This window comes from Cupriavidus sp. WGlv3 (assembly GCF_023952475.1).
Taxonomy (GTDB): domain Bacteria; phylum Pseudomonadota; class Gammaproteobacteria; order Burkholderiales; family Burkholderiaceae; genus Cupriavidus; species Cupriavidus phytorum.
This window is the reverse complement of record NZ_JALHRX010000028.1, coordinates 1-24,609: the sequence shown is the minus strand read 5'-3', so window position 1 is coordinate 24,609 and position 24,609 is coordinate 1. Positions and strand designations below refer to the sequence as shown.

The 24,609-nt window shown below is 65.7% G+C and carries 26 protein-coding genes; 16 read left to right on the top strand and 10 right to left on the bottom strand.

Annotated elements, in window-relative coordinates; translation table 11 throughout:
• The first annotated feature begins 3 nt into the window (after nucleotides 1-3).
• Nucleotides 4-1,218: a M20 aminoacylase family protein gene (locus tag MKD38_RS27800; RefSeq protein WP_252682204.1), complete on the top strand. Its 1,215-nt coding sequence runs from the start codon at nucleotides 4-6 to the stop codon at nucleotides 1,216-1,218.
• A 137-nt stretch (nucleotides 1,219-1,355) separates the two neighbouring features.
• Here the strand turns inward: MKD38_RS27800 and MKD38_RS31155 are convergent, their stop codons facing one another.
• The gene (locus MKD38_RS31155; RefSeq protein WP_371925755.1) at nucleotides 1,356-1,952 is read right to left on the bottom strand and encodes a tetratricopeptide repeat protein; all 597 of its coding nucleotides are present in this window, start codon (nucleotides 1,950-1,952) and stop codon (nucleotides 1,356-1,358) included.
• A 391-nt stretch (nucleotides 1,953-2,343) separates the two neighbouring features.
• On the opposite strand from MKD38_RS31155, the gene MKD38_RS27795 reads away from it, so the two are divergent.
• Entirely contained in the window at nucleotides 2,344-2,604 is a 261-nt protein-coding gene (locus tag MKD38_RS27795) for a GMC oxidoreductase (protein WP_501985982.1), read from the top strand.
• Nucleotides 2,605-2,662: 58 nt separating this feature from the next.
• Here MKD38_RS27795 and MKD38_RS27790 read toward each other — a convergent pair whose 3' ends face one another.
• From MKD38_RS27790 to MKD38_RS27770, 5 genes are all read right to left on the bottom strand, one after another.
• Nucleotides 2,663-4,678 (bottom strand): acyl CoA:acetate/3-ketoacid CoA transferase, encoded by a 2,016-nt coding sequence (locus MKD38_RS27790; protein WP_252682170.1) that lies wholly within the window; start codon nucleotides 4,676-4,678, stop codon nucleotides 2,663-2,665.
• Between the two features lie 5 nt (nucleotides 4,679-4,683).
• Nucleotides 4,684-6,387, bottom strand: coding sequence for a GntP family permease (locus MKD38_RS27785; RefSeq protein ID WP_256506676.1), 1,704 nt, complete (start codon nucleotides 6,385-6,387; stop codon nucleotides 4,684-4,686).
• Between the two features lie 42 nt (nucleotides 6,388-6,429).
• Entirely contained in the window at nucleotides 6,430-7,599 is a 1,170-nt protein-coding gene (locus MKD38_RS27780; RefSeq protein WP_252682166.1) for an extracellular catalytic domain type 1 short-chain-length polyhydroxyalkanoate depolymerase, read from the bottom strand.
• Between the two features lie 79 nt (nucleotides 7,600-7,678).
• A complete protein-coding gene (locus MKD38_RS27775) occupies nucleotides 7,679-8,080 on the bottom strand; it encodes a ribbon-helix-helix domain-containing protein (protein ID WP_252682164.1) in 402 nt (133 codons plus the stop codon).
• Nucleotides 8,081-8,400: 320 nt separating this feature from the next.
• Nucleotides 8,401-8,763, bottom strand: coding sequence for a CREC-EF hand family protein (locus MKD38_RS27770; RefSeq protein WP_252682162.1), 363 nt, complete (start codon nucleotides 8,761-8,763; stop codon nucleotides 8,401-8,403).
• A gap of 305 nt (nucleotides 8,764-9,068) precedes the next feature.
• Between MKD38_RS27770 and MKD38_RS27765 the strand changes: the two genes are divergently transcribed.
• From MKD38_RS27765 to MKD38_RS31150, 3 genes are read left to right on the top strand one after another with little or no spacing between them, the layout of a single operon-like run.
• Entirely contained in the window at nucleotides 9,069-10,232 is a 1,164-nt protein-coding gene (locus tag MKD38_RS27765; protein ID WP_252682160.1) for a porin, read from the top strand.
• Nucleotides 10,233-10,289: 57 nt separating this feature from the next.
• Entirely contained in the window at nucleotides 10,290-10,712 is a 423-nt protein-coding gene (locus MKD38_RS27760) for a hypothetical protein (RefSeq protein WP_252682158.1), read from the top strand.
• 37 nt (nucleotides 10,713-10,749) lie between these two features.
• Nucleotides 10,750-11,142 (top strand): ATP-dependent Clp protease proteolytic subunit, encoded by a 393-nt coding sequence (locus MKD38_RS31150; protein ID WP_252682156.1) that lies wholly within the window; start codon nucleotides 10,750-10,752, stop codon nucleotides 11,140-11,142.
• Here the strand turns inward: MKD38_RS31150 and MKD38_RS27750 are convergent.
• From MKD38_RS27750 to MKD38_RS27735, 4 genes are all read right to left on the bottom strand, one after another.
• Nucleotides 11,139-11,363: a hypothetical protein gene (locus MKD38_RS27750; RefSeq protein WP_252682154.1), complete on the bottom strand. Its 225-nt coding sequence runs from the start codon at nucleotides 11,361-11,363 to the stop codon at nucleotides 11,139-11,141. The genes MKD38_RS31150 and MKD38_RS27750 overlap by 4 nt on opposite strands.
• A 58-nt stretch (nucleotides 11,364-11,421) precedes the next feature.
• Complete coding sequence (locus MKD38_RS27745) at nucleotides 11,422-11,850, bottom strand: hypothetical protein (protein ID WP_252682152.1); 429 nt, start codon at nucleotides 11,848-11,850, stop codon at nucleotides 11,422-11,424.
• A gap of 206 nt (nucleotides 11,851-12,056) precedes the next feature.
• Complete coding sequence (locus MKD38_RS27740; RefSeq protein WP_252682150.1) at nucleotides 12,057-12,398, bottom strand: YciI family protein; 342 nt, start codon at nucleotides 12,396-12,398, stop codon at nucleotides 12,057-12,059.
• Between the two features lie 114 nt (nucleotides 12,399-12,512).
• Nucleotides 12,513-13,466, bottom strand: a complete 954-nt coding sequence (locus MKD38_RS27735) for a LysR family transcriptional regulator (RefSeq protein WP_252682148.1) — start codon at nucleotides 13,464-13,466, stop codon at nucleotides 12,513-12,515.
• 168 nt (nucleotides 13,467-13,634) lie between these two features.
• On the opposite strand from MKD38_RS27735, the gene MKD38_RS27730 reads away from it, so the two are divergent.
• The 11 genes from MKD38_RS27730 to pgk all read left to right on the top strand — a co-directional run.
• Nucleotides 13,635-15,095 carry a form I ribulose bisphosphate carboxylase large subunit gene (locus tag MKD38_RS27730; RefSeq protein ID WP_116380493.1) on the top strand — a complete coding sequence of 487 codons (1,461 nt, stop codon included), beginning with the start codon at nucleotides 13,635-13,637 and terminating at the stop codon, nucleotides 15,093-15,095.
• A gap of 48 nt (nucleotides 15,096-15,143) precedes the next feature.
• Nucleotides 15,144-15,563: a ribulose bisphosphate carboxylase small subunit gene (locus MKD38_RS27725; protein WP_252682146.1), complete on the top strand. Its 420-nt coding sequence runs from the start codon at nucleotides 15,144-15,146 to the stop codon at nucleotides 15,561-15,563.
• A gap of 160 nt (nucleotides 15,564-15,723) precedes the next feature.
• Complete coding sequence (gene cbbX, locus MKD38_RS27720; RefSeq protein WP_252682144.1) at nucleotides 15,724-16,647, top strand: CbbX protein; 924 nt, start codon at nucleotides 15,724-15,726, stop codon at nucleotides 16,645-16,647.
• A 3-nt stretch (nucleotides 16,648-16,650) separates the two neighbouring features.
• Nucleotides 16,651-17,415, top strand: a complete 765-nt coding sequence (locus tag MKD38_RS27715; RefSeq protein ID WP_252682142.1) for an HAD family hydrolase — start codon at nucleotides 16,651-16,653, stop codon at nucleotides 17,413-17,415.
• Nucleotide 17,416: 1 nt separating this feature from the next.
• Nucleotides 17,417-18,118 carry a ribulose-phosphate 3-epimerase gene (rpe, locus tag MKD38_RS27710; protein WP_252682140.1) on the top strand — a complete coding sequence of 234 codons (702 nt, stop codon included), beginning with the start codon at nucleotides 17,417-17,419 and terminating at the stop codon, nucleotides 18,116-18,118.
• A gap of 52 nt (nucleotides 18,119-18,170) precedes the next feature.
• Entirely contained in the window at nucleotides 18,171-19,265 is a 1,095-nt protein-coding gene (locus MKD38_RS27705) for a class 1 fructose-bisphosphatase (protein ID WP_252682138.1), read from the top strand.
• 10 nt (nucleotides 19,266-19,275) lie between these two features.
• A complete protein-coding gene (locus MKD38_RS27700; RefSeq protein WP_252682136.1) occupies nucleotides 19,276-20,154 on the top strand; it encodes a phosphoribulokinase in 879 nt (292 codons plus the stop codon).
• A gap of 9 nt (nucleotides 20,155-20,163) precedes the next feature.
• Nucleotides 20,164-22,176, top strand: a complete 2,013-nt coding sequence (gene tkt / locus MKD38_RS27695) for a transketolase (protein ID WP_252682134.1) — start codon at nucleotides 20,164-20,166, stop codon at nucleotides 22,174-22,176.
• The gene (gene gph, locus MKD38_RS27690) at nucleotides 22,176-22,889 is read left to right on the top strand and encodes a phosphoglycolate phosphatase (protein WP_252682132.1); all 714 of its coding nucleotides are present in this window, start codon (nucleotides 22,176-22,178) and stop codon (nucleotides 22,887-22,889) included. The genes tkt and gph overlap by 1 nt, the downstream gene beginning before the upstream one ends.
• 58 nt (nucleotides 22,890-22,947) lie before the next feature.
• A complete protein-coding gene (gap, locus tag MKD38_RS27685) occupies nucleotides 22,948-23,958 on the top strand; it encodes a type I glyceraldehyde-3-phosphate dehydrogenase (RefSeq protein ID WP_252682130.1) in 1,011 nt (336 codons plus the stop codon).
• 9 nt (nucleotides 23,959-23,967) lie between these two features.
• Nucleotides 23,968-24,609: phosphoglycerate kinase (gene pgk / locus MKD38_RS27680; RefSeq protein ID WP_252682128.1), on the top strand; the 642-nt coding region annotated here is incomplete at its 3' end.

Sequence of the window (24,609 nt, the reverse complement as noted above, 5' to 3'; positions counted from 1 at the left end):
GCCATGCATCCCCTGCTGGCCGCGCTGCGGGACAGCGCCGAACCGTTCGTTGCCATCCGCCGCGACATCCATCGCCATCCGGAACTCGGCTTCGAGGAACACCGCACCAGCGACATCGTGGCCCGCCTGCTCGCCGGATGGGGCTACGAGGTGGAACGCGGGCTCGGCACCACCGGCGTCGTTGGCCGGCTGCGGCGGGGCAGCGGCGGCCGCAGCCTCGGCATCCGCGCCGACATGGACGCGCTGCCGATGGCCGAAGCCACCGGGCTGCCCTATGCCAGCTGCCATCCCGGCGTGATGCATGCATGCGGGCACGACGGGCATACCGCCATGCTGCTTTGCGCCGCCAGGCATCTGGCTCGGCACGGCAGTTTCAGCGGCACGCTGAACCTGATCTTCCAGCCGGCGGAGGAGGGGCTGGGCGGTGCCAGGCGGATGATGGAAGCGGGGTTGTTCGACAAGTACCCGTGCGATGCCGTCTTCGCCATGCACAACGTCCCTGGCACGGCGCCGGGCCGGCTGCTGATGCGCGAGGGCGCGGCGCAGGCCTCGGCCGACAGCGTGACCATCACGCTCGCCGGCATCGGCGGCCACGCGGCGTTCCCGCACACCGCGGCCGATCCGGTCGTGGCTGGTGCTTCGATCGTGATGGCGTTACAGACCATCGTGGCGCGCAATGTCGACCCGCTGCAAACCGCGGTGGTCACCGTGGGCGCATTCCAGGCGGGCACCGTCTCCAACATCATTCCCGCGCAGGCCGTGCTGCGGCTGAGTGTGCGCGCGCTGGACCGCCGCGTGCGCGACCAGCTCGAACAGCGCATCCGCGAACTGGTCGCCGCGCAGGCGCAAAGCTACGGCGTGGCGGCCCGGATCGACTACGCGCGCGGCTATCCGGTGCTGGTGAACACGCCGGCGGAAACGGCGCTTGCCGGCCAGGTTGCGCTGGAGTTGCTGGGGCCCGGCCAGGTCGACTGCCAGGCGCCGCCGATCGCGGCGAGCGAGGACTTCGCCTTCATGCTGGACGCGGTGCCCGGCTGCTACCTGTGGATCGGCAATGGCGAAGGGACCGAGGGCGGCTGCATGGTGCACAACCCCGGCTATGACTTCAACGACGGCAATATTCCGGTGGGCGCGGCGTACTGGGCGCTGCTATGCGAGCGCTTCCTGGTGGACCAGCCATGGCCGGGCCACGCGGCGGACGCCCGGACAAGTGCCTAGGCTAGCCGAGTGTGGGACGCTCAAGGTCGAAGGCGAGAATCGACCCACTGTGGACCTTCGCCTTGGCTGTGATTGGGTCAGTTATCCCTTCGATAGCCGCCACTCAAGGTAATGTCGCGAGATGTGCCGGCCGGCGCTCACCCCCTTAGATCGTCAGAGTATGGGTTCGTAAAAGCAACCCCAACTCCGAACAGGAGTACTGGCAAGAATTCAATGATGCCTAGGAATCTCCGCGCGACACCTCTATAGCCTTGGATATCCATTACAGCAAGCTCGCGCCTAGCAAAGATATGTCCGTTAGCCTTTGCTGCCTCAAGGTAGCGACAGGCCAATGAGAGATCCTTTCTAACACCGTGCCCTCTAAGATATGAAACGCCAAGTCGATACTGAGAAGGGGGATATCCTGCCGTCGCAGACCGTTGATACCAAGTAACTGCCTCAGCATGCTTGGCTTCCCTAGTCAGCAATCGTCCCAGATAGAACGCACCCCGCGCTGAGCCGAGCTCTGCTGCACACCTGAACCAATTGGCTGCGTCTTCCTGGCTGGCCTGCACTCCCTTGCCTTCTGCAAACATCCAGCCAAGGAACACCTGACTCTCTGAGTGCCCCGAATCGGCCAGTTTCCGGTAAATTCGGAACGCTTGCGCATACTGGTCCTTCGCGCAAAGTCTTGCAGCCTCGCGAAGAAGCTCGGCCCTGCCCAGTTCATTTTCTTGTTCCCGTTCACGAGCCATACGCATAATCCTCATACTTGGTGAGGGGCAGATTGAGGTTGCGATCGGAGGTGGTGGTAGAGATTGTTTTGAACATTCTCCGACACCCTACTAGGGGCTAGCGGGCTTGTGCGTGCGTTGGAGAACACAGAAACCCCTCGACGGTTGCGGTTCGTAGCATGTCGCGATGGCCCGAGACATACGGCGAAGTGCGCAGTGGCCTTCAAAGGCGCGTTTGTGAGTACACCGGCCGTACGAACGTCGTAATCAAGGAGCGCCCGAACGACGCTTCCTGGCCGGGAACAGCCGGTGGGTTTCAATCATCCTTGGCCAGCAACAGTTGGCCGCAGCGCGGGGCCAGGATGAACGTGAGGGCGGAATTGCCGCGACGCGGCGATAAGGCACGATAACGTTGCCTTATCGCTTCATCATCAGCGAAATGCTCTGGCGGCGGTGGCATAACCTGATCACACCGCACCCGCTGCGAGGCTGCAATATGGGTGCCTCCGCCGCGGACGGTGTCGTCGATGCGGCGGGCCGGGTATTCGGCTACAAGGGGCTCGATGTCATGGACGGGGCGATCGTCCCGCGCCCGCTCGGGCTGAACCCTTCGCGCACCATTGCTGCGCTCGCGGAGCGCAACGTGGCGATGCCTTTGCGCGAAGCAGACTGACGCCTGGGCTGGGCCCATGTGGCATGGCTACCAGCAATCTCGTAGCCCGATAGCCGGCCTAGTTGCTGCCGGGCTGCTCCCGCAGGCTCGCCTTCGCTTCCGCCTCGGTTTCATAGACATAGGGAGCGAGGCCGCGCCGGGCCAGCGTGTCGCCCAGCTTGGTACGCATGAAGGCGCTGGTGGTAAAGCGCGTTACGCCGATGTAGTAACGTGCCACCACTTCCGAGATCATCTCGACATAGGCATCCTCGACGTCCCGGTCGAGCACGAAGCCCTCATAGTTGACCACGGTGTAGACCTTGTGGCCCAACGGTTCGCAGATGCCGATCACCGCCTTGCGGATCGCCTCAACGTCTTCCCGGCGCTTCACTTCGAGCTGCTCGAAGTTCAGGAACAGGATGTTCTTCTCTTCGTCGTAGTTAAGGCGTGCCTCCAGCGGCAGCCGCAACACGTCGGCGCGCAGCCCCATCGGCTCCGGCCGGAAGATCCTCTCGTCCATCAGCACGGGGCAGCGCACGATCGGGACGAAGTCCATCCTGGCGATAATGTCGTGCTCCAGGTCGACCCCGGGCGCAATCTCGATCAGTTCCAGGCCCTGCGCGCCCAGCTCGAACACGCAGCGCTCGGTGATATAGAGCACGGGCTTGAACGACGCTGCCGCGTACGGGCCGGAAAATGTGCGATGCTCGACTTCCTGGACGAACTTCCTGGCGATGCCGTCGCGGTGGATATGGAGCTTGCCGTCGGCCACCGAGAACTCCCCGCCGCCCGCCATGAAAGTGCCAACGAACACGACCTTCTTCGCGTTCTGGCTGATATTGATAAAGCCGCCGGCACCCGCCAGCCGCGGCCCGAACCGCGACACATTCAGGTTGCCCATGCGATCGGCCTGCGCCAGGCCGAGGAAGGCGATGTCAAGCCCGCCGCCGTCGTAGAAATCGAACTGGTAGGGCTGGTCGATGATCGCATCAGGGTTGGTCGCCGCGCCGAAGTTCAGCCCGCCGGCAGGAATGCCGCCGATCACGCCCGGCTCGGTCGAGAGCGTGACGAGGTCGAGGACCCGCTCCTCGTTGGCTACGCTGGCGATGCCCTCGGGCATGCCGATGCCGAGATTCACCACGCTGTTCGGCTGGAGTTCCATGGCGGCGCGCCGGGCGATCACCTTGCGTTCGCTCATCGCCATCGGCGCCACGCTGCTCGCCGGCACGCGGACCTCGCCGGAGAACGCCGGGTTGTATGGCGTGGCAAAGGTCTGCAGGTGGTTTTCCGGCCTGGCCTGCACCACGCAGTCCACCAGTACGCCGGGAATCTTGACCTGGCGGGGATTGAGCGAGCCGCGTTCGGCGATGCGCTCCACCTGCACGATTACCATTCCGCCGCAGTTATGCGCGGCCATGGCGATGGCAAGGGCTTCCAGCGTCAGCGCCTCGCGCTCCATGGTGATATTGCCGTCCGGATCCGCGGTCGTGCCGCGCACGATGGCAACGTTGATCGGAAAGGCCTTGTAGAACAGATAGTCCTGGCCGCCGATCTGCATCAACTCGACCAGGTCCTCGGTGGTGCGTTCGTTCAGCTTGCCTCCCTCAAAGCGCGGATCGACGAACGTACCCAGGCCGACCCGGGACAGATGCCCCGGCTTGCCGGCCGCAATATCGCGGAACAAGTGGGTGATCACGCCCTGCGGCAGGTTGTAGGCCTCGATCTGGTTGGTGACCGCGAGTTGCTGCAGTTTCGGCACCAGCCCCCAGTGCCCGCCGATCACGCGTTTTACCAGGCCCGGCAGCGCAAAATGGTTCAGGCCCCGGTCCTCGCCGTCTCCCTGGCCGGCGGCATAGACCAGGGTCAGGTTGCCGGGCTTCGACAGGCTGACCGGCGCATCGTTGTCGCAAGCCAGGCAGAGCGCCTCGACGGCCATGGCAATCTCTTCCGCGAAACCGATGCCAACGAAGCCTCCGGTCGCCACGGTATCGCCATCCCGGATCAGGCGCACCGCTTCGCGCGCCGAGACCAGCTTGCCGTTCTCGCGGGTGTGGATCGCCGGCAACGGGCGCTGCGTAGTGTCTTGCGTGTTCATTTGGATCAATAGATGCCGGTCAGGTAGTAGAAGGCGATGACGACGAACACCGCCAGTGTCTTGATGCAGGTGACCACGAAGATGTCGCCATAGGACTGGCGGTGCGTCAGGCCCGTCACCGCGAGCAGCGTGATCACGGCACCGTTGTGCGGCAGCGTATCCATGCCGCCGCTGGCCATCGAGGCGATGCGGTGGAAGACGTCCAGCGGGGTGCCGGCGGCATGCGCGGCGGCGATGAACTGCTCCGACATCGCGGCGAGCGCGATGCTCATGCCGCCCGAGGCCGAGCCGGTGATGCCGGCGAGCGCGGTGACCGTGATGGCTTCGTTGACCAGCGGATTGGGGATCGACTTGAGCGCGTCCGCGACCACGAGAAAGCCGGGCAGGCCGGCAATCACCGCGCCGAAGCCATACTCGGAGGCGGTGTTCATGGACGCCAGCAACGAGCCGCCGACCGCCGCCTTGGACCCTTCGGCGAACTTCTGGCTGACCGGCTTGAAGGCAAACACCAGCACCGAGAGAATCCCCACCAGCAGCGCGCCCTCGACGGCCCAGATCGCAGCCACCTTGGACACCTCGGTGACGACGGGTTTGGTCGCCCCGGCAAGCATGAACTCATGGCTCTTGCCATAGTAGCGCGGGATCAGTTCGGTAAACACCTTGTTCAGCACGCCGACCAGCACCAGCGGCAGGATGGCGATCCAGGGGTTGGCCAGCTTGCCATGCTCGAAGGCCTCGGGCTCGTTGGTATGGCCCTCGCCATAGCCCTCGCCGCGCGCCGCGGCCTGGCGCCGGCGCCAGTCGAGGTAGGCAAGGCCCACGACCAGGATAAATATCGTCCCGACCACGCCCAGCCAGGGCGCCGCCCAGGTATTGGTATTGAAGAACGTGGTTGGGATGATGTTCTGGATCTGCGGCGTGCCCGGCAACGAGTCCATGGTGAACGTAAACGCGCCCAGCGCGATGGTGCCGGGGATCAGCCGCTTGGGGATGCCGCCCTGGCGGAACATCTCGGCGGCGAACGGATAGACGGCGAACACCACGACGAACAGCGAGACGCCACCATAGGTCAGCACCGCGCACACCACCACGATCGACAGCATGGCCCGCTCTCGCCCGACCAACGCGATCACCGCAGAGACGATGGACTTGGAAAAACCGGAGAGCTCGATCGTCTTGCCGAAGACCGCGCCCAGCAGGAAGACCGGAAAGTAAAGCTTGACGAAGCCGACCATCTTGTCCATGAACACGCTGATGAACATGGGCGGCACCAGCGGCGGGTCGGTCAGCAGCACGGCACCGAGCGCGGCAACCGGCGCGAACAGGATCACGCTGAAGCCGCGGTAGGCGACGAACATCAGGAAGAAGAGGGCGGCGACGACGATCAGGAAGCTCACCACGATGCGCTCCTTCCGGGGTGACGGATGACGGCCTTGACGACAATCCTGCCCCGCGCCGCTGTGGGCGGGGCCGGGTACAGGCGCTAATAGCTCGCCAGACCGACAGCACACTGCGGGCACGCCTGCCGCCGCCTGTGTCGCCGCGTCCAGCACGTGGTGCATCGCCGGGATGCCGTGCATCAGGATGCCGCCGCCCAGCAGAAACATCGCCGCCGTTCCGGCGACCGACAACGCTTTCATCAGCCAGGGCGCCAGCCGCAGCAACCCTCGGCCCAGGCCGCGGATGCCGGCCGCCGGACGCCGGCTCAGGTACAGGCCGGCCGGGCAACCGGCGCGCGGGCTTGCGCCGGCTCAGCCTGGCAGCGGATTGGCGAGAAAGAACCGCAGCATTTCCGCACTGGCATCCGGCCCCTTCGGATCGGTATAGCTGCCCTGGGGGCTACCGCCCGCCCAGGCGTGCCCGGCGCCATGGATGACCCAGTATTCAACATTGACGCCAGCGGGCGTGGTGATCCGTTGCCGCGTGTAGTCATGGCCACCGGCGACGTTCCTGCGTTCGCTCAGCTGGCGCGCGTGATCGCTCCTGAACGGCGCAACAAGACGGTCGCCGTTCGACGGATGCACCGTATGGTCCGCATCGCCGTGGAACACGATGAGAGGCCGCGCGGTGGAGGCAGGCGGCACCGCGCCTGACCTGGACCGGCCTAGCCCCTTGCCGCCCTTCATCGCGCCCAGCGCCGAGGGCAGGTCATGCGCGGACCCGGCGGGCAGGCCGGAATGCACGCCGGCCGCCGCAAACATCTCCGGATAGCGCTGGATCAGCACCGCAGCCATCGCGCCGCCTGCGGACAGGCCGGCAACATAGACGCGCCTTGCGTCGATGCCGTGGCTGGCGATCACCTCGCGCACCATGCCGGCAATGATCGACGGTTCTCCCTTGCCGGCCTGCTGGTCGCCGGGCCGGAACCAGTTCCAGCATTTCGACGGATTGTCCGGGGTGGCCTGGACCGGATACAGCACCACGAAGCCAAGCATGTCGGCAAGGGTGTTCATCTGGGTGCCGGCCGCGAAATCGTCGGCATCCTGCGTGCAACCGTGCAGCATCACGACCAGCGGCATTGGCTCGGCCCGACGGCCAGCGGGCACGTAAAGCTTGTACGCGCGGGATCCCGCCCGGTTCACGAACGTGTGCTGGCTGAAATGTCCGACCTCCTGCCGGGACGCTTGCCTGCCGTCCGGGCGTAGCGAGTGAGTGCCGCGCGCGGATGCCGGGGAGGCTGCGTTGTCGGCGCTGCCGGCGGCATCGGCCGGGCGGGCCTGCACGCGGGCATCGGTGAGCAGGCGTTCGACCACCTGTGCGGGCATGGGAGCGGAAGGGGACGCCGGGGCGACCGCCGCGCCCATCGACGCTTGCTCGCGCAGTGCACGCTGGATAGCCTCGGTGGCCTCGAGCGGGCCCGCGGTCTGCAGCAAGTGCATGGCTTCTCGCATCGAAGCGAGGAAGGCATCATTCATTCTCATACTTGTTTCCAGGCAAACCTGGCGAGCCAGGGCGCGGCGGCATTGCCGCGTTACTACCGCGCGTTACTAGTGCGCGTTACTACCGTATTCGCCCGGCGAGCGCAGCCTTGACTGCCGCGGGGGCATGAAAGGCGCCGAGCACCACAATCGATTCGATCGTTGCCAGGGCCAGTTCCGGGCTGACATCCGAGGCGATGCTCGCCAGTCCGAGGACATGGATGTCGAGCTTCTCGTTGGCCGCGCGCGCGGCCTCCAGGTCGCGGCGGGTGAAATGCTGGAGCCCGAGGACAAGGGCCCGGCGCGTCACCGTTTCCTGTATGGCCTGGGCGTGCGTGGCCAACTGGTTGCGAATGGCGGTCCGGATCAGGTCGGTCCGATTCGAATAAAAGCCTTCTTCCACCAGCAGGTCGATCTGCCCCAGGTCCACCGGGCCGAGGTTGATCGTGATTTTTTCCGTGTCACCGGGCTTTGGTTTGCTCATCGGGTTTGTTATTGCCAAGGGGCTGCGTCTATGTGATCTTTTGGGCTCAAACCTTCCGCATGACATCCATGTACCATCCATCTGGATGGTGAGTTTATAGACGCTGAGGGAAAGCAGGTCAAGGGGAAGCTTCGCAACAGGGGGACTTGGAAGCGCTGGCCACCGCACACGGACGCGTGAGTGGTCACAGCATCCTTCTTGCGCGGTGGAGGTCAGCCGGGAGTGGCTGCGGTCATTTCGCGTCCGCAGGCTTCGGGCAGCGATGATTCGCGGCGGGGCGCGAAGGAGGGAATTGCTGGAAGGGAGAATTCGCAGCGCCTTCAGTTCCAGCTCGGATCTTCCTTCTGCATCTGGTCCTTGGTTTTCTTCGTCCAGTAGGCACCGATCTGGCGCTCGGTGACGTAACCCTGTTTCTTTACGTCGATCTTGTCGAAGTTTTCGTAGACCTTTGGCATGCCCGCCTGCGCTTCGTCACGAGTCAGCTTGCCATTATGGTTGGCATCGGCGGCCTTGAAGCGCTCCGCGATAAAAGCCTCGGCCTGCGCCGTAGTCGGGGGCGCTGCCGGAACGTCGAATGGCGCCGCCGCCGGTTGGGATCCCTTGGGCGTCTGGGCGGCCGTGCCTATGGAAGTCAGTGCCATCAGGACTGCGAAACCAAATGCGGGCAATTTGCATGCGGACATGTCGCTCTCCTCGATACGTTATGTGTGTTTGGATTTCAGACACGAAAACGACTTCTGATCAAACTCCGGTGAGCCTTGGCTCAGCAGCATTCCAGGCGCGACATACGGAGAGAGCTTCGCTGGCGATTGTTGCGACCTGCCGACACTGTTTTGCGTTTCGAGCGCTTCCCGTCACCGGATGTTGGCGGAGAACGCACTACGCTCCTATGCTCGAACAGGTTGCCTGGCAGATGCTGTAAGGCCAGCCATGCAACGAACGAAGCCCTGGTTGAGCCACCAAGAAAAAAGAAAAGAGGAGAGCGGGCATGGCACTGAAAAGAATTGCCTTGGCATCACTGCTGGGATGGCCGCTGGCAGCGGTTGCGCAGTCAAGCGTCACGTTGTACGGCGTGATCGACGCCAACGTGGAATACGTCAACCATGCGGGCGTCGTGCCGACGGCCGCCAACGGCTTTAATCCGGGACCGGGAAATGATGTTTTCCGGCTGACTTCGGGAGGGCTTTCCGGCTCCCGCTGGGGTTTGCGCGGCAACGAGGACCTGGGGGGCGGTCTCAAGGCTCTGTTCGTGCTGGAAAGCGGCTTCGGCATCGACAATGGCTTGTCGCAGCAAAGCGGCCGTCTGTTCGGCCGGCAGGCATACGTGGGCATCCAGAGCGACCGCTTTGGCCAGGTCAGCCTTGGCCGGCAATACACCTCGATGTTCGAGGCGCTGGCCAATTTCTCTCCGACCGCCTATGCCACGCAGTATGAGCCGGTCGTCATGCAATCCGGCCCCAACTACCGCGCGGACAACACCGTCAAGTACTCAGGCAAGTTCGGCGGACTGACGGCGCTTGCGCACTGGTCCTTCGGCGTCGGGGTGGCCTTGCCCGCCTCGGTAGGCTTCCCCATTCCGATCGGCGGCAATGGCGAAGTCCCGGGGCAGTTCCGGCGCGACACCGCCTATGGCGGGGCGCTGGCTTACACGTTCGGCCCGTTCGCCGCAACAGCCGGCTATGACCAGTGGAATCCCACCATCGGCACCGGCACCGGCACCGTCAAGAAGGCCGTGGTAGGCGCCAGCTACGCCTTCGGCCCGGCGAAGATCATGGGCGGCTACCGTTGGGGCCAGAACAGGAATGCGGCCGATGCGCTGATCCAGCGCGATGACTTCTACTGGATTGGCGCCAATTACCAGGTCACGCCGGCGCTGGCACTCACGCTCGAGTACAACTACGACAACCTCAAGAACCTTTACGGCAACACGAGCGTGGCCAATCCGTGGCAGGTCTCCTTCGTGGCCGATTACGCGCTGTCTAAGCGTACCGACCTCTACGTGACCACTGCCTATGCCAAGAACGCCGGGCTGATGCTCGATTCGCTAGCGACCGTCTTTGCCAACAGCCTGTCGCTGGGTAACAGCTATGTCCTGGGCAACGGGCAGAGCAACATGTTCGGCGTTGCCTTGGGAGTCCGGCACAAGTTCTGAGCCGCCTCGCAATATCGCCCTGTGTATTCATTGCGTTGAAGCCTTCCGGAGGGCCACGTGTTAATCCAGAGAAAAATCCTTTCTGCCTGCGTGATGACGATGCTGGTTTGCGCATGTTCAAGCACGCCCGTACCGGCGAGCAAGGCAGCGCCAACACCTTCGGAGAGACTTAGCGGATTGCAAACGCCGCCACCTGGCGAGTTTGCCACGCTGGTCGTGACCCGCGATGAGGGCTTTTACGGCAGCGCCTGCGATACCGTGCTGTCGGTTGACGGCAAGGAAGTGGGCCGGCTCAAATCCGGGGAGGTCGCCCGGTTCTACGCCAAACCGGGAGCGATCATTCTTGGCGCCCAGACTTCGGCAATGTGCCTCGGTGGCTTGAAGGAGCGGGAGGTAAGGCTTCCTCCGGCTTCGACGGTCCGTTATCGCATTTCCATCGATTCGAGTGGCGGCCTGGATCTGTCCCCGACCGCATTCTGACGGCACGGTCTTTGCCTCGCCGGGCGGACTCGCACCCGTGGCGCCGTTTTGGCTTCAGCGCCTCGATGCGGCGCGAAGCCCGAGACAACGGGTGCTGTTGTGGCTTGGTTTCACCGTGCTCCTTTATCCCGGCGCGTTGCTCGGGATGGACTTCAAGATCTACCACCAGCCGCAAATCAGTCTGAGAATGGTGATCGGGGAGGGCGCCATTCAGGAGGGAGATGCAAGGAAGTTCCAGGCGATCGCCCGGCTGGCCGACCGCGATAAGGAGGGGCTCGTCATCCTTGTCCTGAACAGTCCAGGCGGAAATGTCGAGGCCGCTTTCCGGGTTGTCGACGCCATGGACAAGGTTCGCGTCTATACGGCCGTTCCGGACAACGCCAGGTGCGCGTCCGCTCTGTTCCTGGGCGGGAAGGGCCCGATCGCCTAGGCGTCCGAAAAATCCGGCGGCCACTGCTGTAGCCGACCCTTCTCTGCTGTTAAAGGCTCGTTGACCCACCGGCGGATGTTGAGCGCACCCGCCGTGCGTGGTGACAATCCTCGTTCGAACAAGACGCAGGCTTTTACGTCCTGGCACGCCACGGTTTCCTTCATCGGGTGCCACTGGTAAATCGCGTGCAGATTTCCCTTGGTGGAGAATCCATCAATCATGCGACTGTGCGCGAAGCCCCCGTGATGCCGGTCCTTATCTCGGATTGCCAGCCTGATGTCAGGCCATTTCACTGGCAGCTGCGCCAGTCAGCGTGACTTCCGTCTCGTCGGTTGCCGTGCTTTCCGCTGTCGCGTTGCCGTCTTCAGAAACCATGTCGCGCAGACCGATGACGACCGTGATATTCGGCGTCCAGTTCTTGCGGTCGGTGCTGGCTTCGGCAAACGTGGTCACCGTCGCGGTGTAGCCCTGCGCTCGGAGGTCGTCGGCTAGCCGTTGGGCGCGCGGTTCCAGCGCTGCTTGAGGATTGTCTTCGTTGATGTCGAGTACCAGTCTGGTCTCGAATTCTTCCTTGCCCCGCTGGATTGCCGTTTGCATTGCCTTGAGTTGCTTGTTCGCGAGTGCGACGAGCTTGCTGTACCTGGATTCTTCCTGGCTGGCGCGCAACGCCTTGGCGGCGTTGATGATTTCGGTGCGGTCCACGAACATGATTGCCTTTCGAGGTGGGGAGAGAAAGCGCAGGCGCCGCACGGGCTCGCGTCAGGAGCCAGCTTTTTCGGGGTGCGACGACAACTGTATAAATATACAGTGCTTGCCGGTTAGCCGGCAAGGCATATCTGGAGGCAGCGCAATATCGATGCACTGAGCGCAAGGCACACGCGTGTCATTGATCGCAGCGGGACGAGCCTTGCCTCTCAACTCTCAGGGTCATCCCCAAACTCCCGTAGTTCCTGCGAGCAGCGACAAGCTTTGGCGATCTTCCCAGCCCACAGGATAGCGGCTTCGCGCGATGGGAGCTGCAGGACACAAAAGCCCCCGTCGAACTCCTTCGTCTGGGGATAGGTTTCGTTTGTGAACGTGCCGTCCGAGGCGACCATGAGCGGTGCGGCATCCGCGTTGATACCACCCCCGAACACATACACGCCTGCAGCCTTCGCCTCGCGTATGACCTCGCGCGCAGCTTCGCCCACGGCGGCAAGCTCGTCGGCCGGAACTTTCATCGCCGTTGCAGGAAACGAGATCAGGTATTTCGTCATCGTACTGTCCTCCGGTTGAGGTCGGTGATGTTTGTCAGGACTAACGGTGAAATGGAGCGGTCTGTAACGCGCCCGGGTAGCGATGATCGCACGCTCCTGTGCATGGCATGACCTTCACCGCCCCCCACGCCTCATCGGCAACAGCCCACTAAACTCCTTGCCCAAGAACTCCGCCGCATGCTCCAGCAAATAAGCCCGGCAACTCTCCCCCGCCGGCGATAAGCGCTTGCTGGCCATATGCGCGACATGCCAGATGCGCTCGATCGGCGTGCCCGTGACATCCAGCACCGCGATCTCGCTAGTGCGCAGCTCCAGCGCCATGGTGTGCAGCGACAGCAGGCCGATGCCCATGCCGGCCATCACTGCCTGCTTGATGGTCTCGTTGCTGCCCAGCGTGATGACCTTGGCCGGCGTGAACAGGTGGTCGCGGAACATGTATTCGGCGACGGTGCGGGTGCCTGAGCCGGGTTCGCGCAGCAGGAAGGTTTCGTGGCGCAGTTCCTGCAAATCGAATTGCGCGGCGTCGTGCAGCGGGTGCCGCGGCGAGGCCACCAGCACATGCGGATGCGCGGCGATGGGTTCGGAGACGGCGTCCAGCTCGCGCGGCGGGCGGCCCATCAGGGCGAGGTCGATGGCGTTGTCCTGCAGCAGCTGCAACAGGGTTTCGCGATTGCCTTCGGCGATGCGCAGTTCCACGCCCGGGTGCAGCGCGGTGAAGCCTGCCAGCAGCTTGGGCGCGAAGTACTTCGCGGTGCTGATCAGGCCGATCGTGATCGAGCCACGGTCGACGTCCTTGACGGCCTGCAGTCCTTCCTCTGCGTCCTTGACCTCGCCAAGGATGCGCAGCGCATGGTGCAGCAGGCGGTCGCCGGGTTCGGTCAGCGTCAGTTGCCGGCCGACGCGCTCGAACAGCGACAGCCCCACCACGGATTCCAGTTGCTTGACCTGCATCGATACCGCCGGCTGGGTCAGGTGCAGCTCTTCGGCTGCGCGCACGAAGCTGGCGTGCCTGGCCACGGTGACGAAGATCTGCAACTGGCGAAGGGTGAGGGCGCGCAGGAAGGACATGGGCAGTGGGGGCGGCTTTTCGTCTGTCCCGGTATGTGCGCTCTGGCGCGCACTTAAGGGATTGCTTATGCGGTGACTAAGAATATCTGAATTTACCTTATAGAGGGGCGCTTATATCTTTGCATCAACGCAGCAGCCACGAACGCTCAACCACGCAAGGAGACAAGCATGAACGCACCCGAACCGGTCCAAGCCAAGCCGCGCAAGCGCTATGACGCCGGCGTCATGAAGTACAAGGAAATGGGGTACTGGGACGCGGACTACGAGCCCAAGGACACCGACCTGCTGGCGCTGTTCCGCATCACGCCGCAGGATGGCGTGGACCCGGTCGAGGCGGCCGCCGCGGTGGCCGGCGAATCGTCCACCGCCACCTGGACGGTGGTATGGACCGACCGGCTGACCGCGTGCGACATGTACCGCGCCAAGGCCTACCGGGTCGATCCGGTGCCGAACAACCCGGAGCAGTTCTTCTGCTACGTGGCCTATGACCTGTCGCTGTTCGAGGAAGGCTCGATCGCCAACCTGACCGCCTCGATCATCGGCAACGTGTTCAGCTTCAAGCCGATCAAGGCGGCGCGGCTGGAGGACATGCGCTTCCCGGTGGCCTATGTGAAGACCTTCGCCGGCCCGTCGACCGGCATCATCGTCGAGCGCGAGCGCCTGGACAAGTTCGGCCGCCCGCTGCTGGGCGCCACCACCAAGCCCAAGCTCGGCCTGTCGGGCCGCAACTACGGGCGCGTGGTGTATGAGGGCCTGAAGGGCGGGCTGGACTTCATGAAGGATGACGAGAACATCAACTCGCAGCCCTTCATGCACTGGCGCGACCGCTTCCTGTTCGTGATGGACGCGGTCAACAAGGCCTCGGCAGCCACCGGCGAGGTCAAGGGCAGCTACCTCAACGTGACCGCCGGCACCATGGAAGAGATGTACCGGCGCGCGGAGTTCGCCAAGTCGCTGGGCTCGGTCATCATCATGGTCGACCTGATCGTGGGCTGGACCTGCATCCAGTCGATGAGCAACTGGTGCCGCCAGAACGACATGATCCTGCACCTGCACCGCGCGGGCCACGGCACCTACACGCGCCAGAAGAACCACGGTGTGTCGTTCCGCGTGATCGCCAAGTGGCTGCGCCTGGCGGGCGTGGACCACATGCACACCGGCACCGCGGTGGGCAAGCTGGAAGGCGATCCGCTGACCGTGCAGGGCTACTACAACGTCTGCCGCGACGCCTACACCCATACCGACCTGACCCGCGGGCTGTTCTTCGACCAGGACTGGGCCTCGCTGCGCAAGGTGATGCCGGTGGCCTCGGGCGGCATCCATGCCGGCCAGATGCACCAGCTGATCAGTCTCTTCGGCGATGACGTGGTGCTGCAGTTCGGCGGTGGCACCATCGGCCACCCGCAAGGGATCCAGGCCGGCGCCACCGCCAACCGCGTCGCGCTGGAAGCGATGGTGCTGGCGCGCAACGAGGGGCGCGACATCCTCAACGAAGGGCCGGAGATCCTGCGCGATGCCGCGCGCTGGTGCGGGCCGCTGCGCGCCGCGCTCGATACCTGGGGCGATATCACCTTCAACTACACGCCGACCGATACCTCGGACTTCGTGCCCACCGCCACGGTGGCCTGACCCTGGCTGGATGCCACCACCGCGAACACCACAGAACGAGAGGACATCATGCGTATCACTCAAGGCACCTTTTCCTTCCTGCCCGAACTGACTGACGAGCAGATCACGAAGCAACTCGAATACTGCCTGAACAAAGGCTGGGCGGTCGGCATCGAGTACACCGACGACCCGCATCCGCGCAACACCTACTGGGAGATGTTCGGGCTGCCGATGTTCGACCTGCGCGATGCCGCCGGCATCCTGCTGGAGATCAACAACGCGCGCAGCACCTTCCCCAACCACTACATCCGCGTCACGGCCTTCGACTCGACGCATACGGTGGAATCGGTGGTGATGTCGTTCATCGTCAATCGTCCCGCCGACGAGCCGGGCTTCCGCCTGGTGCGGCAGGAAGAGCCGGGCCGCACGCTGCGCTACTCGATCGAGAGCTACGCGGTGCAGGCCCGGCCCGAGGGCAGCCGCTACTGAGCGGCACCGGCTGAGCCGCGCAGCGCCGCCACGGCGCTGCCGCCAGTGATTTCCTGACGCTGCACTCCCGCGGCCGCGCGGCCTGATCGCCGCGCGCCGGGGGGACGCTGCGCCTCGAATTTTGCGAACCGATTGATCGATTGACTCTCAGGGAGCCGTCATGTCCGCACCCGAAACCATTGCGCCGCTGCAGCCTCCCGCAGCCGCGCCCGGCTCTCTTGCCGAATCGCTGGCCAGCTCGGGCATCACCGAACTGCTGGCCCAGCTCGACCGCGAGCTGATCGGGCTGAAGCCGGTGAAGGCGCGCATCCGCGATATCGCCGCCTTGCTGCTGGTGGACAAGCTGCGCGCCGCGCGCGGCTTCAGCGCGGGCGCGCCCAGCCTGCACATGTGCTTCACCGGCAATCCCGGCACCGGCAAGACCACCGTGGCCATGCGCATGGCGCAGATCCTGCACCAGCTGGGCTACGTGCGGCGCGGCCACCTGGTGGCGGTGACCCGCGACGACCTGGTCGGCCAGTACATCGGCCATACCGCGCCCAAGACCAAGGAGATCCTGAAGAAGGCCATGGGCGGGGTGCTGTTCATCGACGAGGCCTACTACCTCTACCGCCCGGAGAACGAGCGCGACTATGGCCAGGAGGCGATCGAGATCCTGCTGCAGGTGATGGAGAACCACCGCGAAGACCTGGTGGTGATCCTGGCCGGCTACAAGGACCGCATGGACCGCTTCTTCGAGTCCAACCCGGGCATGTCGTCGCGCGTTGCCCACCATATCGATTTCCCCGACTACCAGCTCGACGAGCTGCGCCGCATCGCCGGGCTGATGCTCGACGAGATGCAGTACCAGTTCGACGACGACAGCCGGGCCGTGTTTGCCGACTACCTGGCCCGGCGCATGGCGCAACCGCATTTCGCCAATGCGCGCAGCGTGCGCAATGCGCTCGACCGCGCGCGTCTGCGCCATGCCTCGCGCCTGCTGGACCAGCCCGGCACGGCGGTGGACGACCGTGCCCTGACCACCATCACCGCCGGCGACCTGCTCGCCAGCCGCGTGTTCTCGCAGCCTCAGGCCGCGGAGTAAGCCATGAAAGCCCTGATCTTCGATGTCGACGGCACGCTTGCCGATACCGAGCGCGCGCACCTGCGGGCCTTCAATGCCGCCTTTGCCGAAGTCGGCCTGGACTGGTGCTGGGACGAAGCCCTCTACACGCGCCTGCTCAGGGTGGCCGGCGGCAAGGAGCGGCTGCTGCATTACTGGCGCATGGTCGACCCGGAAGAGGCGCGCGGTTGCAAGGTCGCGGAAACGATCGACGCGGTGCATGCCGTCAAGACCCGCCATTACGCCGAACTGGTCGGCAGCGGCCAGCTGCCGCTGCGCCCGGGCATTGCCCGGCTGATCGACGAGGCCGGCCGCGCGGGCGTGCCCATCGCCATTGCCACCACCACCACGCCGGCCAATCTCGAAGCGCTGCTGCGGGTGCCGCTGGGCCGGCACTGGCGCGATCGTTTTGCCGCGATCGGCAACGCCGGCACCACCGCCATCAAGAAGCCGGCGCCGGATGTCTACCTGGCCGTGCTGGAACGCCTCGGCCTGGAAGCCGGGGACTGCGTGGCGATCGAGGATTCGGAGAACGGACTGCGTGCCGCGCAGGCGGCCGGCATTGCCACCCTGGTCACACCCAGCGCTTACACCGCGCACGAGCGCTTCGACGGCGCGCTGCTGGTGCTGCCGCACCTGGGCGATCCGGGGCAGCCGCTGCCGCAGCAGCTGCCGGGCGCGGCGCAGCGCTGGGTTGACCTGGGCGCACTGCGCAACTGGCATCGCGGCACCCTGTTCGAGGCAGCCTGACATGCATAGCAACGACCAACGGGCCGTCCGCCTCGCGCCGTCCATCCTGTCGGCGGATTTTGCGCGGCTGGGCGAAGAGGTGTGCGCGGTCGAGGCCGGCGGCGCGGACCTGATCCACTTCGACGTGATGGACAACCACTACGTGCCCAACCTGACCATCGGGCCGATGGTATGCGAGGCGATCCGGCCATTGGTTTCCATTCCCATCGACGTGCACCTGATGGTGGAGCCGGTGGACGCACTGATCCCGCTTTTCGCCCGCGCCGGCGCAGGGATCATCAGTTTCCACCCGGAAGCGAGCCGCCACGTGGACCGCACCATCGGGCTGATCCACGACCACGGCTGCAGGGCTGGCCTGGTGCTCAACCCGGCCACGCCGCTGGGCTGGCTGGACCACACGCTGGAGCAGCTCGACCTGGTGCTGCTGATGAGCGTGAACCCTGGCTTCGGCGGCCAGGCCTTCATCCCCGGCGTGCTCGACAAGGTGCGCCAGGTGCGCGCGCGCATCGACCGGCAGCAGGCCGCCGGCGGGCGGCCGGTCTGGCTGGAGATCGATGGCGGCGTCAAGGCCGACAACATTGCCGAAATCGCGCGCGCGGGGGCCGACACCTTCGTCGCCGGCAGCGCCGTGTTCGGCGCGCCGGATGTCGACGGCGGCTACGCGGGCATCCTGCGGCGCCTGCGCGAGGCCGCCGCCACGTAGCGGGCATGCGGCACCCCACAAGAACACATAGCCAATCCAGAGGAGACCTGTCATGCCTGAAGTGCAAAGGATGACCCTGACGCAGTTCCTGATCGAGCAGCGCCGCCGCTACCCGGACGCCAGCGGCGGCTTCAACGGCCTGATCCTCAATGTCGCCATGGCCTGCAAGGAGATTGCGCGCGCCGTGGCCTTCGGCGCGCTGGGCGGCCTGCACGGAAGGGCCGGCGGCCCCGACGCAGCCGGCGCCGCCATCAACGTGCAGGGCGAGGTGCAGCAGAAGCTGGACGTGCTCAGCAATGACACCTTCCTGCGCGTCAACGAGTGGGGCGGGTACCTCGCCGGCATGGCCTCGGAAGAAATGGAGGCGCCGTACCAGATCCCGTCGCACTACCCGCGCGGCAAGTACCTGCTGGTGTTCGATCCGCTCGATGGCTCCTCCAACATCGACGTCAATGTCTCGGTGGGCAGCATCTTCTCGGTGCTGCGTGCGCCGGAGGGCACCGCCGACGTCACCGAGCAGTCCTTCCTGCAGCCCGGCACGGCGCAGGTGGCGGCGGGCTACGCGCTCTATGGTCCCACCACCATGCTGGTGCTGACGGTGGGCAACGGCGTCAATGGCTTCACGCTGGATCCCAACCTGGGCGAGTTCTTCCTCACCCACCCGGACTTGCGCGTGCCCGCCGATACCCGGGAATTCGCCATCAACGCCTCCAACAGCCGCTTCTGGGAGGCGCCCATCAAGCAATACGTGTCGGAGTGCCTGGCCGGCCAGACCGGGCCGCGCGGCAAGGATTTCAACATGCGCTGGATCGCGTCGATGGTGGCCGAGGCCCACCGCATCCTGATGCGCGGCGGCGTCTTCATGTACCCGCGCGATACCAGGGATCCCGCCAGGCCGGGGCGATTGCGCCTGCTCTATGAAGCCAACCCGGTCGCGTTCCTGATGGAGCAGGCCGGCGGGCGCGCCAGCACCGGGCGCCAGGCGCTGATGTCGGTGGCGCCCGGCGCGCTGCACCAGCGCATCGGCGTGATCTTCGGCTCGCGCCATGAAGTGGAGCGGATCGAGCGTTACCACAACGAGCAGACCGACCCCGAGCTTCCCAATCCCCTGTTCAACGAGCGCAGCCTGTTCCGCGCGTCCGCCTGAGGCACCTGCCATGTCAGAACGTTATCCCATCATCGCCATCACTGGCTCTTCGGGCGCAGGCACCACCTCGGTGACCCGTACCTTCGAAAACATCTTCCGGCGCGAGGGCGTGAAGTCGGTGGTGATCGAAGGCGACAGCTTCCACCGCTACGACCGCGCCGAGATGAAGATCAAGATGGCCGAGGCCGAGCGCACCGGCAACATGAACTTCAGCCACTTCGGCGAAGAGAACAACCTGTTCCGTGAGCTGGAGGGGCTGTTCCGCTCCTATTCGGAAACCGGCACCGGCATGCACCGGCACTACCTGCACAGCCCGGAGGAAGCGGCACCGTTCGGGCAGGAGCCCGGCACCTTCACGCAGTGGGAGCCCTTGCCGGAAGACACCGATCTGCTGTTTTACGAGGGTTTGCACGGCGGCGTGGTGACCGACGAGGTCAATGTCGCGCGGTATCCCAACCTGCTGATCGGCGTGGTGCCGGTGATCAACCTGGAGTGGATCCAGAAGCTGTGGCGCGACAAGAAGCAGCGCGGCTACTCGACCGAGGCCGTGACCGACACCATCCTGCGCCGTATGCCGGACTACGTGAACTACATCTGCCCGCAGTTCTCGCGCACGCACGTAAACTTCCAGCGGGTGCCGTGCGTGGACACCTCCAACCCCTTTATCGCGCGCGAAATTCCCGCGCCCGATGAAAGCATGGTGGTGATCCGCTTTGCCAACCCGAAGGGGATCGACTTCCAGTACCTGCTGAGCATGATCCACGACTCCTTCATGTCGCGCGCCAACACCATCGTGGTCCCGGGCGGCAAGATGGAACTGGCCATGCAGCTGATCTTCACGCCCTTCGTGCTGCGCATGATGGAACGCCGCAAGCGCGCGACCCAGTAAGGAGCCGAGATGAACGCACCCGAACGCATCGACTCCGCGGCGCGCTGCGCCAACGCGCTGCGCTTTCTCGCCGCCGACGCGGTGGAGCAGGCCAGCTCCGGCCACCCCGGCGCACCGATGGGCATGGCCGAGATGGCCGAAGTCCTGTGGCGGCGCCACCTGCGCCACAACCCGGCCAACCCGGCCTGGCCCGACCGCGACCGCTTCGTGCTGTCCAACGGCCATGCCTCCATGCTGCTGTATGCGCTGCTGCACCTGAGCGGCTATGACTTGCCGATGGCGCAGCTGCGGCAGTTCCGCCAGCTGCACGCAATCACGCCGGGCCATCCTGAAGTGGGCGTGACGCCCGGCATCGAGACCACCACCGGGCCGCTGGGGCAGGGGCTGGCCAATGCCGTCGGCATGGCGTTGGCGGAAAAGCTGCTGGCCGCCACCTTCAACCGGCCCGGCTTCGACATCGTCGATCATCACACCTATGTGTTCCTCGGCGATGGCTGCCTGATGGAAGGGCTCAGCCACGAGGCCGCTTCGCTGGCCGGTACGCTCAGGCTGGGCAAGCTGATCTGCCTGTACGACGACAACGGCATTTCCATCGACGGCGACGTGGCCGCCTGGTTTGCCGACGACACGCCGCAGCGCTTTGCCGCCTACGGCTGGCATGTGATCGCCGGCGTCGACGGGCACGACGCGCATGCCATCGATGCCGCGCTGCATGCGGCCAAGGCCGAGCGCGACCGGCCCACGCTGATCTGCTGCCGCACCGTGATCGGCCAGGGCGCGCCGGCCAAGGCCGGCGGCCACGACGTGCATGGCGCGCCGCTGGGCGCGGCCGAGATCGCCGCGATGCGCGCCGCGCTGGGCTGGGAAGCGCCACCGTTCACGGTGCCGGCCGACGTGGCCGATGCCTGGGATGCGCGCGCGCAAGGCGCCGCGCGCGAGGCTGAATGGGAGGCGCGCTTCACCGGCTATTGCGCCGCCTACCCGGAACTGGCCGATGCATTCGTGCGGCGCGTGCACGGGCGTCTGCCCGAGGGCTTCGATGCGCAACTGCTGGCGCTGCTGGATTCGCCATCGCCGCTGCAAGACAAGCTCGCCACGCGCAAGGCCTCGCAGCTGTGCCTGGAGGCGCTGACGCCCGCCTTGCCCGACTTGCTCGGCGGCTCGGCCGACCTGACCGGCTCCAACCTGACCAATGTCAAGGCCTCGGTCTGGGTCAACCATGCCGGCCATGGCAACTACGTCAGCTACGGTGTGCGCGAGTTCGGCATGGCCGCGGTCATGAACGGCATTGCGCTGCACGGCGGGCTGATCCCCTACGGCGGCACCTTCATGACCTTCTCGGACTACTCGCGCAACGCCATCCGCATGGCCGCGCTGATGCGCCTGCGCGTGGTCCACGTGCTGACCCATGACTCCATCGGCCTGGGCGAGGACGGCCCCACGCACCAGCCGGTGGAGCACGCCGCCAGCCTGCGGCTGATTCCCAACAACCGGGTCTGGCGCCCCTGCGACGGCGCCGAAACCGCGTGCGCCTGGCTGGCCGCGCTGCGGCGCGAGGACGGCCCGACCTGCCTGGTGCTGTCGCGCCAGGCGCTGACGCCGTTCGCGCGCGATGCGGCGCAGCGCGACGCGATCGCGCGCGGCGGCTACGTTTTGCGCGATGCACCGGCACCACGCGTGGTGCTGGTCGCCACCGGCTCCGAAGTGGAAATCGCGATGCGCGCGGCCGCGCAGCTGGCCGACGCCGGCATCGCCGCCCGCGTGGTGTCGATGCCCTGCGTCGAGCTGTTCTACGCGCAGGACGAGGCGTACCGCGACGCGGTGCTGCCGCCGGGCGTGCCGCGCGTCAGCATCGAAGCCGGCGGCACCTGGTTCTGGCGCGGCGTGGTGGGCGAGCGGGGCAGGGCGCTGGGCCTCGATACCTTTGGCGAGTCGGCGCCCGCCGAGGCGCTGTACCAGCATTTCGGCCTGACACCGGACCATGTCACGGCGGCCGCGCTGGCCGTGCTGGAGGATGCGTGATGACTACCCACTCCATCCATTCCATCAATGCCATGCCCTGCACCGCGGTGCTGATCGACCTCGACGGCACGCTGGTCGACAGCGCGCCGGATATCGTCGGCGCCGCCAGCCTGATGCTGGCCGATCTCGGCAGCCCACCGTTGCCGTTCGACACCGTGGCCGGCTTTATCGGGCGCGGCGTGCCGAACCTGGTGCGGCGCGTGCTCGAGACCGCGCAACTCGCCACGCGCGTCGACGCCGCCGACGCGGTGGCGCTGTTCCATCGCCACTATGCCGACACCAATGGCCGTCTCGGCACCGTGTTTCCGGGCGTGGAAAGCGGCCTCGCCGCGCTCCGGCGCGAGGGCTATCGCCTGGCCTGCGTGACCAACAAGCCGCGCGCGCTGGCGGTGCCGCTGCTGGCCATGACCGGCCTGGCCGACTACCTGGAGGTGCTGGTCGCCGGCGATTCGATTGCGCAGATGAAGCCGGATCCGGAGCCGCTGCGCCATGCCTGCCGCCTGCTCGACGTCGATCCCGCGCACGGCGTGCTGGTGGGGGATTCACCGGTGGACGTGCAGGCGGCCCGCGCGGCTGGCATGCCGGTCTGCCTGGTGCGCTATGGCTACGCCGGCCGCGACGGGCCGGCCGCGCTGGGTCCGGATGCGCTGATCGATTCGCTCGAGGCATTGCCGGCGCTGCTGACGCCGGTACGGCTGGCGCCAGCCGCCTGAACTTCTGCCCGTACGGGGCCACGCACGCAAGGATTCAAGACAACGACATGGAGACAGCATGACTATCAAGGTTGCCATCAATGGCTATGGCCGCATCGGCCGCAATGTGCTGCGCGCCCACTATGAAGGCGGCAAGCGGCACGACATCGAGATCGTCGCCATCAACGACCTCGGCAACGCGGCGACCAATGCCCACCTGACCCAGTACGACACCGTCCACGGGCGCTTTCCCGGCGAAGTCGCGGTCGACGGCGATGCGTTCCGCGTCAACGGCGACCGCATCCGCGTGCTGGCCCAGCGCAATCCCGCCGAACTGCCGTGGGGCGAGCTGGGCGTCGATGTGGTGATGGAATGCACCGGCCTCTTTACCACCAAGGACAAGGCCTCGGCCCACCTGAAGGGCGGCGCGAAGAAGGTGATCATCTCCGCCCCCGGCGGCAAGGACGTCGACGCCACCATCGTCTATGGCGTGAACCACCACGTGCTGAAGGCGGCCGACACGGTGATCTCCAACGCCTCGTGCACCACCAACTGCCTGGCGCCGCTGGTCAAGCCGCTGCATGAAAAGCTGGGCGTGGTGAACGGCCTGATGACCACGGTGCATGCCTATACCAACGACCAGGTGCTGACCGATGTCTACCACGAAGACCTGCGCCGCGCGCGCTCGGCCACCATGTCGATGATCCCCACCAAGACTGGCGCCGCCGCCGCGGTGGGGCTGGTGTTGCCGGAACTGGACGGACGGCTGGATGGCTTTGCGGTGCGCGTGCCGACCATCAATGTGTCGCTGGTCGACCTGTCCTTCGTCGCCGCGCGGCCCACCACCGTCGAGGAAGTGAACGGCATCCTGAAGGCCGCGGCGCAGGGCGAGCTCAAGGGCATCCTGGACTACAACGCGGCGCCGCTGGTCTCGGTGGATTTCAACCATAACCCGGCTTCGTCCACCTTCGACGCCACCCTGACCAAGGTCAACGGCACGCTGGTCAAGGTCTCGGCCTGGTACGACAACGAATGGGGCTTCTCCAACCGCATGCTGGATACCGCGGTGGCGCTGGCCAGTGCCCGCTAGCAGGAGGCCATGATGAGCGAATCCCATGCTGCGCACGCGCTACCGCAATCCCCGGCGCCGCACACGCTGGCCGCGCTGCTCGCCCATGGCGGGCTGGCCGGCAAGCGCGTCTTCATCCGCGCCGACCTCAACGTCCCGCAGGACGCCGCCGGACAGATCACCGACGACACCCGCATCCGCGCTTCCGTGCCCGCCATCGCGGCCTGCCTGCAGGCGGGCGCCGCGGTGATGGTCACCTCGCACCTGGGCCGGCCCGAGGAAGGGCATCCCGACCCCCGCCACAGCCTGGCGCCGGTGGGGCGCCGCCTGTCGGAACTGCTGAGCCGCCAGGTGCCGCTGCTGTCCGGCTGGATCGAGGGCGGCTTCCAGGTGCCGCCCGGCCAGGTGGTGCTGCTGGAGAACTGCCGCATGAACCAGGGCGAGAAGAAGAACAGCGACGAACTGGCGCAGAAGATGGCCCGTCTGTGCGATGTCTACGTCAACGACGCCTTCGGCACCGCGCACCGCGCCGAAGCCACCACCCACGGCATCGCCAGGTACGCGCCGATCGCCTGCGCCGGCCCGCTGCTGGCCGCCGAGATCGACGCGCTGGGCAAGGCCCTGGGCCAGCCGGCACGCCCGCTGGTGGCGATCGTGGCAGGCTCCAAGGTT